This is a genomic window from Bradyrhizobium sp. S69, from assembly GCF_009766005.1.
Lineage (GTDB): Bacteria > Pseudomonadota > Alphaproteobacteria > Rhizobiales > Xanthobacteraceae > Bradyrhizobium.
The window spans coordinates 129,384-143,541 of record NZ_LMUK01000051.1; the positions used below are offsets into that span (position 1 = coordinate 129,384).

The 14,158-nt window shown below is 63.3% G+C and carries 12 protein-coding genes; 1 reads left to right on the forward strand and 11 read right to left on the reverse strand.

What is annotated here, in order from left to right:
- Positions 1–62 precede the first annotated feature (62 nt).
- From rnhA to ispH, 3 genes are read right to left on the reverse strand one after another with little or no spacing between them, the layout of a single operon-like run.
- Positions 63–512 (reverse strand): ribonuclease HI, encoded by a 450-nt coding sequence (gene rnhA, locus GSQ88_RS29515; protein ID WP_159011313.1) that lies wholly within the window; start codon positions 510–512, stop codon positions 63–65.
- The gene (locus GSQ88_RS29520) at positions 509–1,492 is read right to left on the reverse strand and encodes a homoserine kinase (protein ID WP_159011314.1); all 984 of its coding nucleotides are present in this window, start codon (positions 1,490–1,492) and stop codon (positions 509–511) included. Before GSQ88_RS29520 ends, rnhA begins: the two co-directional genes overlap by 4 nt.
- A 5-nt stretch (positions 1,493–1,497) precedes the next feature.
- The gene (gene ispH / locus GSQ88_RS29525; RefSeq protein WP_159011315.1) at positions 1,498–2,463 is read right to left on the reverse strand and encodes a 4-hydroxy-3-methylbut-2-enyl diphosphate reductase; all 966 of its coding nucleotides are present in this window, start codon (positions 2,461–2,463) and stop codon (positions 1,498–1,500) included.
- A 221-nt stretch (positions 2,464–2,684) separates the two neighbouring features.
- Between ispH and GSQ88_RS29530 the strand changes: the two genes are divergently transcribed.
- Complete coding sequence (locus GSQ88_RS29530) at positions 2,685–3,380, forward strand: DUF1013 domain-containing protein (protein ID WP_159011316.1); 696 nt, start codon at positions 2,685–2,687, stop codon at positions 3,378–3,380.
- Between the two features lie 274 nt (positions 3,381–3,654).
- Here GSQ88_RS29530 and GSQ88_RS29535 read toward each other — a convergent pair whose 3' ends face one another.
- The 8 genes from GSQ88_RS29535 to GSQ88_RS29570 form a co-directional block, all read right to left on the reverse strand.
- Positions 3,655–3,945, reverse strand: coding sequence for a hypothetical protein (locus GSQ88_RS29535; protein WP_159011317.1), 291 nt, complete (start codon positions 3,943–3,945; stop codon positions 3,655–3,657).
- Between the two features lie 217 nt (positions 3,946–4,162).
- Complete coding sequence (locus GSQ88_RS29540) at positions 4,163–6,073, reverse strand: propionyl-CoA synthetase (RefSeq protein WP_159011318.1); 1,911 nt, start codon at positions 6,071–6,073, stop codon at positions 4,163–4,165.
- A gap of 117 nt (positions 6,074–6,190) precedes the next feature.
- Positions 6,191–7,546, reverse strand: a complete 1,356-nt coding sequence (locus tag GSQ88_RS29545; protein ID WP_159011319.1) for a tetratricopeptide repeat protein — start codon at positions 7,544–7,546, stop codon at positions 6,191–6,193.
- A 94-nt stretch (positions 7,547–7,640) separates the two neighbouring features.
- Positions 7,641–8,414, reverse strand: coding sequence for a tetratricopeptide repeat protein (locus tag GSQ88_RS29550; protein WP_246785096.1), 774 nt, complete (start codon positions 8,412–8,414; stop codon positions 7,641–7,643).
- A gap of 1,071 nt (positions 8,415–9,485) precedes the next feature.
- Complete coding sequence (locus GSQ88_RS29555; protein ID WP_159011320.1) at positions 9,486–10,289, reverse strand: SDR family NAD(P)-dependent oxidoreductase; 804 nt, start codon at positions 10,287–10,289, stop codon at positions 9,486–9,488.
- Between the two features lie 124 nt (positions 10,290–10,413).
- Entirely contained in the window at positions 10,414–10,824 is a 411-nt protein-coding gene (locus tag GSQ88_RS29560) for a DUF1850 domain-containing protein (protein WP_159011321.1), read from the reverse strand.
- A complete protein-coding gene (locus GSQ88_RS29565; protein WP_159011322.1) occupies positions 10,785–12,893 on the reverse strand; it encodes a TRAP transporter permease in 2,109 nt (702 codons plus the stop codon). Before GSQ88_RS29565 ends, GSQ88_RS29560 begins: the two co-directional genes overlap by 40 nt.
- A 195-nt stretch (positions 12,894–13,088) precedes the next feature.
- Complete coding sequence (locus GSQ88_RS29570; protein WP_159011323.1) at positions 13,089–14,036, reverse strand: TAXI family TRAP transporter solute-binding subunit; 948 nt, start codon at positions 14,034–14,036, stop codon at positions 13,089–13,091.
- Between the last annotated feature and the right edge of the window lie 122 nt (positions 14,037–14,158).

Consider the following 14,158-nt stretch of genomic DNA (forward strand, 5'->3'; position numbering starts at 1 on the left):
TTGCGCACAAGGCCGGGCGACGACGGTGGTGATTAAATCAATCGCCTCGACCTTACTAAACCCTACTTCAACCTCGCCATCGCGACGCCCTCGCGCGCCAACTGATCGGCGCGTTCGTTTTCGTCGTGGCCGGCGTGGCCCTTGATCCAGTGCCAGCGCACCTCATGCGGCTTGAGGGCCGCGTCCAGCCGTTGCCAGAGGTCGACGTTCTTGACCGGCTTCTTGTCGGCGGTGCGCCAGCCGTTCTTCTTCCAGCCATGGATCCAGCCGGTGATGCCCTGGCGCACATACTGGCTGTCGGTGACGAGGTCAACGACACACGGCTTCTTCAACGCCTCCAGCGCCGAGATCGCCGCCATCAGCTCCATGCGGTTGTTGGTGGTGTGCGGCTCGCCGCCCTTCAATTCCTTTTCGACATCGCCGAATTTGAGGATCGCGCCCCAGCCGCCCGGCCCCGGATTGCCCGAGCAGGCGCCGTCGGTGTGAATGACGACCGTGGGATGTTCGCTCACGCTACCAGCCCTGAAACCGCGATGCCGTAATCGCGCGCGCTCGTTACGCTCTGGTGAAAGCGCAGCTTGCGGACATATTCCAGTGGATCCTTGGGCCGCACCAGCGCGCCCGGCGGAACGTTGAGGAAGTCCACCAGCCGGGTCAGCAGGAAGCGCAACGCCGCACCTCGCGCCAACAGCGGCAGCGCGTTCTGCTCGGCCTCTGACAACGGCCGTTCGCGGCCATAGGCGTTGAGGAAAGCGCGCGCCTTGGTGACGTTGAACGAACAATCGCTCTCGAAGCACCAGGCGTTGAGGCAGATCGCAACGTCATACGCCAGCATGTCGTCGCAGGCGAAGGTGAAATCGATGATGCCGGAGAGCTTGTCGCCGAGAAAGAACACATTGTCCGGAAACAGATCGGCGTGGATCACGCCCGACGGCAGATCCTTCGGCCAGACATTGCTTTCCAGATAATCCAGTTCAGCGCCGATGAAGCCGCCGAGACCGTGCTGCACTTCATCGGCCCGAGGGACTGCCTGTTCGAACAGCGGACGCCAGCCGGACACCGACAGCGCGTTGGCGCGCGACATCCTGAAATCGCGCCCGGCCAGATGCATTTTCGCCAGCGCCTGGCCGACGCCGGCGCAATGCGCCGCGTTCGGCTTGCGCGGCCAGACGCCTTCGAGAAAATTGATGATCGCCGCGGGCCGGCCGGCCAGCGTGCTCAGCGCTTCGCCCGATTTGTTCTTCAGCGGTTGCGGGCAATTGATGCCGTGCGCGGCCAGATGGGTCATCAGACCGAGAAAGAACGGCAGATCGTCCCTGACGACGCGCTTCTCATACAAGGTCAGGATGAACGAGCCGGCCGACGTGTGCAGCAGGAAGTTGGAATTCTCGACGCCCTCGGCGATGCCCTTGTAGGACAGCAATTCGCCGATGTCGTAATGGCTCAGGAACTCCGCAAGCTCGTCGGCGGCAACGTCGGTGTAGACCGCCATGGAGATTACTCGGCGGCGTCGGGCCGCAGCGAACGCGGCAGCGGGAAGAATTCATTCTCTTCCGCGGCCGAGACCGTCTCCACATGCAATTCGTAGCGTTCGGCGAACGCGCCCATGATCTCCTCGACGATCACTTCCGGCGCCGAGGCGCCCGCGGTAATGCCGAGGCTCTTGATGCCTTCGAAGCGCGACCAATCGATGTCGGCGGCGCGCTGCGCCAGCACCGAAACCGGGCAACCTTCGCGTTCGGCGACTTCGCGCAAGCGCTGCGAATTCGAGGAGTTCGGCGCGCCGACCACGATCAGGGCGTCGACCACCGGCGCCACCTTCTTGACCGCGAGTTGGCGGTTGGTGGTGGCGTAGCAGATGTCTTCCTTGTGTGGCCCGGAGATGTTCGGGAACCGGCCCTTCAGCATCGCGACGATCTCGGCGGTGTCGTCGATCGACAGCGTGGTCTGGGTCACGAAGGCGAGGTTATTCGGATCCTTCGGCGTGAAGGTCTTGGCGTCTTCGTTGGTCTCGATCAGCGTCACCGCACCCTGCGGCAATTGGCCGAGCGTGCCGACCACTTCCGGGTGATGCGAATGCCCGATCAGCAGGATTTCGCGGCCGCGCTTGAAGTGGATCGCAGCCTCGCGGTGCACCTTGGTGACCAGCGGGCAGGTGGCATCCAGCGAAAAGAAATTGCGCGACTTGGCGTCCGCGGGCACCGATTTGGGAACCCCGTGGGCCGAAAACACCACCGGCGCATTGGTATTGTCGGGGATTTCGGCGAGTTCCTCGACGAAAATCGCGCCCTTGGCCCTCAGGCTGTCGACCACATAGCGGTTGTGGACGATCTCGTGGCGCACATAGACCGGGGCGCCATAGATGGTCAGCGCCCGTTCCACGGTGTCGATGGCCCGTACCACGCCGGCGCAAAAGCCCCGGGGAGAACAAAGCACGATTTTGAGCGCTGGTTTGGCCTGCATGGGAGCTATCTCGGGACCGAATCACCCCTCGCCGACGGGCCAAGGAACGGTCATTGCAAAGCTACGACTTGGGACTGCTTTCGGGCGCTGTCAAGGCCGTTTAGCAGGCCCATTGCGCGGTTAGCCTCGGACGGCTTATATAGGGCGTAATTCCCGTCATCGCTGATGACTACCGACTTCGCCTCCGAAAAGAGGTGGGCGAAGCACTAAGGAGATTTGCCATGAGCAATGCACCTCTGATGCCAAAGGCGACCGCCGTGTGGCTGGTCGACAATACCGCGCTGACCTTCGATCAGGTGGCCGATTTCACCAAAATGCACCCGCTCGAGGTCCGCGCCATCGCCGACGGCGACGCCGCCCAGGGTATCAAGGGCATGGACCCGATTTCGAACGGCCAGCTGACCCGCCTGGAGATCGAAAAGGGCGAGGGCGACCCGAACTACCGCCTCAAGCTCGAGGAGAGCAAGGTGACCCTGCCGCCGGCCGCCAAGAAGAAGGGCCCGCGCTATACGCCCGTTTCGCGCCGCCACGAGCGGCCGAGCGCGATCCTGTGGCTGGTGCGTAACCACCCCGAGTTGAAGGACGCCCAGATCATGCGGCTGGTCGGCACCACCAAGACCACCATTGCCAGCGTGCGCGACCGTACCCACTGGAACGCCTCGACCCTGACCCCGATGGACCCGGTGACCCTCGGCCTGTGCTCGCAGATCGAGCTCGATTTCGAGGTGCAGCGCGCCGCCAAGGAAAAGCCGATCGATACCGCCTATGGCGGCGCCACTTTGCTGCCGGCCTCCGAGACCACCCGCAAGGACGCGGAATTCGAGCCGTCCGAGAAACAGCGCGACGACCTCAACGTCGATGCCGTGTTCGCCAAGCTGAAGACGATCGGTGGCAAGAAGGCGGAAGACGACGAATAACCGCAGGCGCCAGCACGAGACCATTGCAACGCGGCGGATCAAACCGCCGCGTTTTTGTTTGCCCGGATGGAATTGCCGCACCAACCCGTAGCGATACGGATTGTTTTTCCGCGGGGAAAAATGGCATGTGCCCTCTTTCTGAAGAGAGCGCATCTACCGCAGGAATCTCTTGGCTACGCGCGCGGCTGCTTGGGGGAGCGGCATTCCTGTTTCGACAAGCGGCCGGCGAGTTCAGGAGCGGAACATCCCGGGCGACAAGCGTGAAGCGTTCGCGTCACCGCGAGTTGTTGTTGGGGATGTTCGGATGGTTCGCCATGTCTTCGCCGAGATCGCGCTGGCGGCGATCGGCACGCGCGTTGGCGTTGTTGGCCTGGACGTCGCGGTCCTTGCGGCAGGCGATGTATTCCGGCGAGCCTGGCTTGACGTTGTTGCGCTGGCAGAACGCATCGTCGTCGTTGCCATCGACGTTGACCAAAGTCGGCTGTCCCTTGTCAAGGAAGCAGCCGCCCAGGACCGGCGAAATCAGCGCCAGCGCGATGAGATAGGCTGGAAGGTTTAATCGCATGCAAAATTCCGTTTACTTCCGGCAGCGTTGTCATTGCCGGGCTTAGTAGTCTGCTTTGTGCAGACTACGTACACTTGTCTGCGCTCCCGGCAATCCATCAAAAACAAGGCTTTTCCTTGAAGATGGATGCCCGGGTCAAGCCAAGTCTGGATTAGATCTGGCATGACGGTTGAGGGTCTGGGGCACCGTACGCTATCCCCGGCCCTTCCCCGCCCCCTCACACCCTGCCCTTCAGCGCGTCGCCGATTTCCTCCAGCACCTTGGGGTCCTCGATGGTCGCGGGCATGGTCCAGGGGGCGCCGTCGGCGATCTTCTTGATGGTACCGCGCAGGATCTTTCCCGAACGGGTTTTTGGCAACCGGCCCACAACGATCGCGAGCTTGAACGCCGCGACCGGGCCGAGTTTCTCGCGCACCAGCGCCACCACATCCTTTTCCACGTCCGCCTGATGGCGCGTCACGCCCGCCTTCAGCACCAGGAAGCCGCAGGGCACCTCGCCCTTGATCGCATCCTTGATGCCCAGCACGGCACATTCGGCGACATCCGGATGCGAGGCCAGGATCTCTTCCATACCGCCGGTCGAAAGCCGGTGGCCGGCGACGTTAATGATGTCGTCGGTGCGGCCCATCACGAAGACATAGCCGTCCTCATCCTTGTAGCCGGCGTCGGAGGTTTTGTAATAGCCGGGAAATTCGTGGAAATAGGCTTCCTTGCAGCGCGCGTCCTGCTCCCACAACGTCGGCAGGCAGGCCGGCGGCAGCGGCAATCTGATCACGATCGAGCCCATGGTGCCCGCGGCGACCGGCTTGGCGGCCTCATCGACCACGTCGACCTGATAGCCCGGCATCGGCACCGTGGGCGAGCCATGCTTGACCGGCAGCATCCCAAGGCCGACCGGATTGCCGGCGATGCACCAGCCGGTTTCGGTCTGCCACCAGTGATCGATCACCGGCACCTGCAATTGCGCTTCGGCCCATTGCACCGTCGGTGGATCGGCGCGCTCGCCGGCCAGAAACAGCGTGCGGAATGCCGACAGATCGTACTGGCGGATGAGTTTCCCTTCCGGGTCTTCCTTCTTGATGGCGCGGAACGCGGTCGGCGCAGTGAACAGCGACACGGCTTTGTGTTCGGAAATCACCCGCCAGAAGGCGCCTGCGTCGGGCGTGCCGACCGGCTTGCCTTCATACATGATCGAGGTCGCGCCATGAAACAGCGGCGCGTAGACGATGTAGCTGTGGCCGACCACCCAGCCGATGTCGGAGCCGCACCAGAACACCTCGCCAGGCTTGATGCCGTAGAGATTGAACATCGACCATTTCAGCGCGACCAGATGCCCGCCATTGTCGCGCACCACGCCCTTGGGTACGCCGGTGGTACCGGACGTATAGAGGATGTAGAGCGGATCGGTCGCGAGCACCGGCACGCAATCGGCGGATTTTTTGGCGGCGATGGCCGCAGCGCGCAGCTCAGCCCAATCATGATCGCGACCGGAATCAAGTTCGCAAGCCTGCCGCGCCCGCTGCAGGATGATGCAAGCCTGGGGCTTGGCGCTTGAAAGCCGGATCGCCTCGTCGAGCAGCGGCTTGTACGCCACGACGCGGCCGGGCTCGATGCCGCAGCTTGCCGAGAAGATCAGCTTTGGCTTGGCGTCCTCGATCCGGGTTGCGAGTTCCTTGGCGGCGAACCCGCCGAACACCACCGAATGCACCGCGCCGATGCGCGCGCAGGCCAGCATCGCCACCACGGCTTGCGGCACCATCGGCATATAGAGGATGACGCGGTCGCCCTTGGTGACGCCGAAATCGGCCATCACGGCGGCGAGCGTTTTGACCTCGAGCAGTAGCTGCGCGTAGGTGAATTTGGTGACGCCGCTGTCGAGCGGCGAATCGTGGATCAGCGCCAGTTGATCGGCGCGGCCGCCGGCGACATGACGGTCGAGCGCGTTGTAGCAGGTATTGACCACGGCACCGGCGAACCAGCGGCCGTAGAGCCCCAAGGAAGGATCGAAGACCTTCTTCGCCGGCTCGATCCAGTCGATCTCACGCGCCGCCTCCCCCCAAAAGCCCTCTGGATCCGCCAGCGAGCGGGCATGAACCTCGCGATACCGGCTGTTGTCCTGGATGTTCATGGCGCCTCTCCCGCGACTTGTTGGGCGCTATTGTCACGGGAAGCCGAGCCAGATCAAGCCGGAACCGCTCGGCCGTTCGGCCAAGCCCAAGCTTAAGTCTAAGCCCGAGCCCAACGCCTACCGCAATGCGATGGTGTTGAGCTTGTCCAGTCGCGCTTCCATCGCCTGGCGCAGATCGTAGCCGCGGCGGCCAAAGGACGCGTTGCGCGTGTCGATGAAGTCGCGCTGCTGCCGGGTCAGCGCCAGCGCCGCGCGATGGCTGTCGGCTTCAGCGTTCGCGATCAGCCGCAGGAACACGTCGTTGATATCGCGGTCGAGCTGGGCGAGGCCGGGATCGGCGCAGATCGCCTTTTCCACCGGGCGGGTCGCGGTGGCGCAATTGAAACTCGGCAGGTTCTTCTCGCCCGCCACCGTGGCCAGCCGCTCGAGCTGCTCCGCAATCTTCTGGTGATTTTCGGCGGCATTCTTGTCGGAAGGATTGAGGCGGACGGCCTCGGCATAGTCCTGCAAGGCGCGCTGGCGATCGCCCTTGGCCTGCCACAACGCGCCGCGGTTATTCCAGGCGCGCTGAAATTTGGAATCGGACTTCAGCGCGGCATCGTAGTCGGCGACCGCGTGGTCGAAATCCCTGAGGGACTGATACGCATCGCCGCGGTTGGTCAGGAAATTGGCATCCTTGGGGGCCAGCTTGATCGCCTCATTGTAGTCGGCAATCGCGCTCGTATAATCGCCATTGGCGGCGAGATGCAGGCCGCGATTGTCGAAGAAGGCCGGATCGGTCGGATCGATCCGGATCGCCGCGGTATCGTCATCCAGCGCCCGGTCGGTGCGGCCGATCTTGCGATAGGCCGAGCCGCGGTTGGTGTAGGCCTTGGCGTTGTCCGGCTCCAGCTTGATCGCTTGATCGTAGTCGGCGATCGCCTTCTGGTATTCGCCCTTGAAATACCAGGCCGCGCCGCGATCGGAATAGGCCTGCGCGAAATCGGGCTTCAGCCGCAGCGCCTCGTTGTAATCCTCGATGGCACGATCGTATTTCTTGGTATTGTTGAAGGCGTTGCCGCGGCTTTCAAAGGCCACGGCATTTTCGGGATCGAGCTTGATCGCCTGATCGAAAGCCTCGAACGCAGCATCGTACTTGCCGAGCCGCCGGTCGAGTTCGCCACGGGCGCGGAACGCCCGCGCGAAATGCGGATCCTTGGCAATGACCGCGTCGATCTCGGCGGTCGCCTTGTCGCTCTGGCCGCTATTCTGAAACGCGACCCCGCGGGTGACCACGGCGTCGAGGCGATCGGCCTCCGATGTCGTCGCATTGTCGATCACGGCCGTGCAGCTTTCGATCAGTTTCGCAGGCGGCGCTTGGCTCAGCGCAACACAGCTAACCGGGGTATCGGTTGCGGTTTGGGCATTGGCGAACGACATCGTCGCAACGGCCAAGGCCGCCGTGGCGGCAGAAATCAGAATGGTGGAACGCATGATCGGCTCTCGGAAAATAAGGCGGCCTTCGCAGCGAAGACGCGAGGCTGCATTGCTGTGTCGCCTGATCTATCCCAAAGGTTCGAATGCGGCGCTAACGCCCGATCGCGAGCAGATGATCGAGCCGCTCCCGCATCACCTTTTGGAGGTCATAGTCGGGGCGGCCGTAGGCGGCATTGCGGCCCGTGATAAAATCGTCCTGCTCCCGCTGCAAGGCACGGCCGGCGCGCGGATCGGTGCGGCTCGCATCGTGAACCACCCTGGTATTCACCGCGTTGATCTGGCGATCCAGACTGGTCCATTCGGGATTGCCGCAAATCGCCTTGTCCACCGCGCGTCTTGCGGTCGCGCAATTGAAGCCCGGTTTGTCGTTGACCGCGAGCAGCGCGCCGAGACGCTCCAGCTCCAGCGCCAGCGATTTGTAATTGCCCTTCGCCGCCGGGTGATCCGGGTTCAGCTTGAGCGCCGCCTCGAAATCATGCAATGCCTTGGGACGATCGCCCTTCTTGCGCCACAGCTCGCCGCGCGCATTGTAGATATCGGCGAGCGCAGGGTCCAGCCGCAGCACCGTGCCATAATCGTCGATGGCGCGATCGATCATGTCCTTGCGGATGTAGGCGGTAGCGCGCGCGACCAGCGCCTTGATCCGGTCGTCCTTCAGCGTCTTTTCGTTGTCGATCAAGGTTCCGCACACCGCGACGATCCGCTCGTCGTCGCTGGCTGCCGCCGCCGCCGCACAAGGCGCCGGATCGATCCGCGCGTCCTCCGGCCCCCCGGTGCCGGTCGCGCCGGCGCCATCCGGCAGCGCCGAGCACAGCGCAGCGGCGAAAGCCGCGATACGGATCATTTGCGCCCCACCACGCAGCATCGGCCTATCCTCGAATCCCTTTGATTGAATCACGTTAATTGTTCGCGCGCGGTCGTACGCGATCATAGCGCAGATCAGGACAAAGGTGGAATTCGCGTGATGCTGCCAGTCGATTTTCGGTACTTACGCATCGTCATTGCGAGCGATAGCGAAGCAATCCAGGGGCGGCGGCCTTTCAGTTTTCGTCGTCCCGGCCTTGCGCCGGGACCCATAATCCCTGGCCTTGGTTGTAAAGAAAAGGCGTCCGCTTCACTGCCGAAACGAGAGCACACGGCGTATGGGTCCCGGCGCGGAGGCCGGGACGACGTGGGTTCATCAAACACGACGCGACTCACACACACCTCCGCATTCTCGCGGCACGACGCGCCCGAGTTTTTGCAAATTCGTTCGCCCTCAAAAATAGAGGGCGCAGGGAAGACCGGGTGCGCGCTGCACCCGCGGTCTCATGTGCCAAGATGCGCATAGCAAAAAGCGCACACGAGCATACAGGTTCAGCGGAAGCAGTCCGGCCTTCCCTGCGCAATGGTTTTACAGCTTATATCGTGCTCTCCCCGGTGAGACCGGGCTTGTTTGTCACCGTCGTTCCCAAGAAGCGTGAGCTTCCCAAGAACTTGACACCAGCCATTGGGGCGTCAGGACCACACGACTTTGCCGTCCGCTTGAGCTGCGCTCGTCAGTCGCAGCTCTCGCGTCCACCGCTCCCCGCGCCCAACGTCCGTGACGATCGCGATACGCCCCTCTCATGGGGCACGGGATGGCTTAAGATGTGAAGGTGATTTGCCTTCGCGATCAAGCGCGAACGCTGCGACACATTGGCACGACGGGCAACTCAGCAAAATGCTGTCAAGATTTATTTGATGGCTCGACGGTAAGGAGCGCGGGGCTTAGTGCTGCGTCATCCCCGGGATGAACGCAATTGCGTTCACCCGTGAAGTGCGAGCCCTTGCGAGCCTCGAAGGATCGCTGCACGCACTGCGCGGAACAGCATCCTTCGAGGCGCGCAAGAAAGTGCGCGCACCTCAGGATGACGGTGTCGGTGCTGTTGGCGGCTCCTCACCATGTGGAAACCGCCTACCCCACCTTGAGCGTGATCCCGCCATCGACCACGAGTTCGAGCCCGGTGACGTATTTCGATTCGTCGGAGGCGAGAAACAGCGCGGCGTTGGCGACGTCCCAGGCATCGCCCATATGGCCCATCGGCACCTGCGCGTCGCGCGCGCGCCACATCGCCTCGACATCGCCCGCGGCATAGCTCGTCGCGAGGCCAGCCGAGTGCTCGACCATCGGGGTCTTCATCAGGCCGGGAAGGATCGCGTTCACCCTGATGTGCTGCGGCGCATATTTGACCGCGGTGGTGCGCGTCATCTGGTTCATCGCGGCCTTGGTGGTGGCGTAGGTGACATAGGAAATGCCGAGATGGCGGATCGAGGCGATCGACGAGATGTTGATGATCGAGCCGCCGCCCTGTTTCGCCATCACCGGAATGACGTGCTTCATCGAGAGAAATGCGCTCTTGAGGTTGATCGCGAACACCCGATCCCATTCCTCCTCCTCGACTTCGACCACGCAGCCCATCGACGCGATGCCGACATTGTTGTCGAGCACGTCGATCCGGCCATAGGTTTTCAGGCAGGCTGCCACCATCGCCTCGACGTCGGCGGCGCGGGAGACATCGGCGGTGAAGGCCACGGCCTTGCCGCCTTCGGATTGGATGATCTCAACCGTTTGCCTCGCGGCGGCGGCGTCGCGATCGACGCAAAACACTTGCGCGCCGTGGCGCGCAAAGGTGGCCGCGGTTGCCTTGCCATTGCCCCAGCCGGGGCCGATCGAGCCCGCGCCGACCACCATCGCAATCTTGCCCTTGAGCCGTTCCATTGGTTGTTCTCCTTTTTGTTGTTGTCGTAGCCGTTGTTGTTGTAGCCCGGATGAGCTCTTGCGACATCCGGGGCGGCGCCGCTTATTCCCGGATATCGCAAGAGCTCATCCGGGCTACGGCTGGCTACGGTTCGCAGCCACGCATGACCGTGACATTAACACCGATCGGATGTCCGAAAATATCCGACAAGGCCCGGCATTTGCCATCATGGCACAATCGCCATTCTCCGGCGGCGCCGGAATTGGCCAGCGCGACCTCGGGCATCGGCGCACGCCGCGGCTGCCATTGAAACCAGCCGTCGACCAGCCGCGCCTCGGGCGGCGGCTCCATGCCGGCGCCCGAACCTTTGACCCGCGCCTGCACCAGCTCCAACCCCTGTGGCGTGATGCGCCAGTCCTCCTGCCAGTCGATCCTTTCGACCGAATGGGTCCATACAAGCGTGAAAGCCGCGAGCGACAGCGTCTTCACGACGCCGGCCGAGATGAGACACAGGCTCAAGCCGCCGCCGCCACACCGCGCGGGCGCTGCCGCCATTGCCGGAGCAGACAGACCGTCGCGAGGATGAAGCCGGTGCTATCGCTGAAGCGAAAATCGCCGATCAGGCATAACGCCGCGAGGCCCCCAATGACGCGGTCGAGCGGCGTCAGCGGCACGAACAGGAAGCCGATCGCGACCATGCCGGACAGGCCGATCGCAACCAGCGCCTTCAGGATCGCGAACGCCACCGCGCCATAGAATCCAAGTTCGGCCGCCATCGGGTCGCCGGGCTGCAGCAGCAGCGCCGGCGAATAGACGAAGATGAACGGCAGCAGATAGCCGGCAAGCGCGATGCGCATCGCCTCCCAGCCGATCTTGTTGGGGTTTTCCTTGGCGATCGCCGCCGCCGCCAACGCCGCCAGCGCCACCGGCGGCGAGAGATCGGCCATGATGCCGTAGTAGAAGGCGAACATATGGCTCGCGATCAGCGCGACGCCGAGCTTGGCCAGCGCGGGCGCGGCCAGGGCGGCGGTGATGATGTAGGTCGGAATCGTCGGGATGCCGGCGCCGAGCAGAATCGACAGCAGCATCGTCATCACCAGCGCCAGAAACAGGCTCTTGTCGCCGAGGGTGATGATCCAGTCGCCGAAGGCAGCACCAGCGCCGGTCTGCGACATCATGCCGATGATACTGCCGACGATGGCGCAGGCCATGCCGACGGTGAGCGCCGACTTGGCGCTGTCTGCCAGCGAATCCCGGCAGGCCGCCAGCGTCGCCCGCCCGCCGCGGGTGATCGCGGCGATCAACAGCAGCACCCCGATGAAAGCAGCCACCGGCGCAATCTCCAGCCCATTATGCGAGATCGCCGCAGCGACCAGCGCCAGCGCGATCCAGAACACATAACGCAGCACATTGTTGGAGAAGCCGAGCGTGATGCTGGCGCCGAGGATCAATATCACCGTCAGCGCCAGACCGATGCTGCCGGCATAGAGCGGCGTGAAGCCCTGGAAAAGCATGTAGACCAACGCGCCCAGCGGCAACACCAGGTACCAGCGCGCCACCAAAGCCTGCCAGGCGCTCGGAATCTCCGCGCGTCGGATCCCGACCAGGCCCTGCTTGCCGGCTTCGAGATGCACCATCCAGAACGCGGAGGCGAAATACAGCAGCGCAGGGAGCAGTGCGGCCTTGACGATGACGGAATAATCGACGCCCAGCGTCTCCGCCATGATGAAGGCGACCGCCCCCATCACCGGCGGCATGATCTGTCCGCCCATCGAGGCGGTGGCCTCGACGCCAGCCGCGAATGCGCGCCGATACCCGAACCTGATCATCAGCGGGATCGTGAACTGGCCGACGATGACGACATTGGCGACGCCGGAACCCGAGACTGTTCCCATCATGCCGGAGGCGAGCAGCGCGACCTTGGCCGGGCCACCGCGGCTGCCGCCGAACAGGCCGAGCGACACGTCGGTGAACAGCCGGATGATCCCGGCGCGCTCCAGGAACGAGCCGAACAGGATAAACAGGAAGATGTAGGTCGCCGAGACGTAGATCGGCACGCCATAAAAACCTTCGGTGCCGTAGGCGAGATCGCCGATGATCTGCTCGAAATCATAGCCGCGATGGTTGAACGGCGCCGGCAAATGCTGGCCGAACAACCAATAGAGCATGCATGCGCCGCACAGCAGCGGCAGCGCCAGGCCCATCAGCCGCCGCGCGCCCTCGAAGATCAACACCGCCAGCAGCGTTCCGATCACCAGATCGAGCCGGGTCGGATCGCCATCGCGCGCGATCAGGTCGGCATAGAAGATCCATTGATACAGCCCGCAGAGAAATCCGGCGATGCCGATCAGCCAGCCCATGGCGCGGCCGGCGTTTCCCTTGGCGGTGAAATTGCCGACCAGTCCAAACGTCATCAGGATCAGGAAGCCGACGTGAACGCCACGCACCACCTGGGTCGGCAGCACGTTCCAGGCCGCGATGACCAATTGAAAGGCCGCGAAGGCGACGCCGATGGCATAGGCCAAATGGCCCCAGCCACCCGGGCCAAACCCTTCCGGAAATCCGTGCTCGAAATGATCGAATTCGAGTTTGACGGGCGCTCTCGCGCCCTCAGCCTCAACCATCCACCCCGCCCCCGCGTCCCGTCCCCGCGACGCTTATAATCTCCGGCGGTGGTCCGGGCTACGGCACCACCGGAGATTGCGCTTGTCTTGCACAGATCTCGTCTTGCACGGATGCTGCAGACTTGACCGCGCAATTACCCAGATCGAGCTACGCGGCCGGCCCGTCGAAGTTTCAAATGCGCGCGCGAAAACGCGCTACTTGAGCAGGCCTTTTTCTTTGTAATATCTGACAGCGCCGGGGTGCAGCGGTATCAGATTGCCGGTTGCCGCGGTCTCGAGCCTGATCTCCTTGCCGGCGGCATGCGCCTTCGCCAATTCCGGCAGGTTCTCGAAAATCAATCGGGTCATCTGATAGGCGAGATCGTCGGACACCGCCGAACTGGTCACCAAATAATTCGCCACCGCGGCGGTCGGAACATCCTTGTCCTGGCCGCTATAGGTATTGGCCGGGATCTTCACCGGCACGAATGGCGGGCCGATCTTATCGACCACCTCCTTGGGCACCGACACCAAATGGATGTCGATCGAGGCGCTCAGATCCTTCAGCGAGGCCACCCCAAGGCCGGCCGATTGCAGTGTCGCGTCGAGCTGGCGATTTTTCATCAGCTCGACCGATTCGGCGAACGGCAGAAATTCGACCTTGCCGATATCCTTGTAGCCCAGTCCGGCCGCGGCGAGGATGGCGCGCGAGTTAAGTTCGGTACCGGACTTCGGTGCGCCGACCGAAAGCCGCTTGCCCCGGAGGTCGGCCAGCGTCTTGATGTTGCTGTCGGCGGTGGCGACGACCTGGATATAATTTGGATAGATCGCGCCGACGATGCGCAGCCGGTCCAGCCTGCCCTTGAAGCCGGCCTCCTCGTCACCGTCCCAGGCGGCCTTCAGCGAGTCCCCCATCGCAAATGCAAGCTCGCCGCGGCCCTGTTGCAGCAGGATCAGGTTCTCGACCGAGGCCTTGGTGGCCTGCACCTGGACCCTCACGTCAGGAAGCTTGGCGCTGTAGATTTCTCCGATCGCGACGCCGAGCGGATAATAGACGCCGGAGGTGCCGCCGGTGAGCACGTTGATAAATTGCTCGGCCCGCACCGACGGCGCCGGCCACACCGCCGCCGTGGCGATGGCGGCGGCAATCAATTTCGAACCCATGAATATTAGTCCCCGAGCAATATGGCGGAAAGTGACCGCACGACGTCGCTAGGTCAAGCCGCATCAAATCTGTCGGCGGCACTGGCAGCATCGCGGATGAACGCGTACGGTGCGGCCCGCGA

Excerpts from the sequence above, each read along its gene's own strand:
- GSQ88_RS29520 (WP_159011314.1), bottom strand. The coding sequence starts at position 1,492 with ATGGCGGTCTACACCGACGTTGCCGCCGACGAGCTTGCGGAGTTCCTG.
- ispH (WP_159011315.1), bottom strand. The coding sequence starts at position 2,463 with ATGCAGGCCAAACCAGCGCTCAAAATCGTGCTTTGTTCTCCCCGGGGC.
- GSQ88_RS29530 (WP_159011316.1), top strand. The coding sequence starts at position 2,685 with ATGAGCAATGCACCTCTGATGCCAAAGGCGACCGCCGTGTGGCTGGTC.
- GSQ88_RS29535 (WP_159011317.1), bottom strand. The coding sequence starts at position 3,945 with ATGCGATTAAACCTTCCAGCCTATCTCATCGCGCTGGCGCTGATTTCG.
- GSQ88_RS29540 (WP_159011318.1), bottom strand. The coding sequence starts at position 6,073 with ATGAACATCCAGGACAACAGCCGGTATCGCGAGGTTCATGCCCGCTCG.
- GSQ88_RS29545 (WP_159011319.1), bottom strand. The coding sequence starts at position 7,546 with ATGCGTTCCACCATTCTGATTTCTGCCGCCACGGCGGCCTTGGCCGTT.
- GSQ88_RS29550 (WP_246785096.1), bottom strand. The coding sequence starts at position 8,414 with ATGCTGCGTGGTGGGGCGCAAATGATCCGTATCGCGGCTTTCGCCGCT.
- GSQ88_RS29555 (WP_159011320.1), bottom strand. The coding sequence starts at position 10,289 with ATGGAACGGCTCAAGGGCAAGATTGCGATGGTGGTCGGCGCGGGCTCG.
- GSQ88_RS29560 (WP_159011321.1), bottom strand. The coding sequence starts at position 10,824 with ATGGCGGCAGCGCCCGCGCGGTGTGGCGGCGGCGGCTTGAGCCTGTGT.
- GSQ88_RS29565 (WP_159011322.1), bottom strand. The coding sequence starts at position 12,893 with ATGGTTGAGGCTGAGGGCGCGAGAGCGCCCGTCAAACTCGAATTCGAT.
- GSQ88_RS29570 (WP_159011323.1), bottom strand. The coding sequence starts at position 14,036 with ATGGGTTCGAAATTGATTGCCGCCGCCATCGCCACGGCGGCGGTGTGG.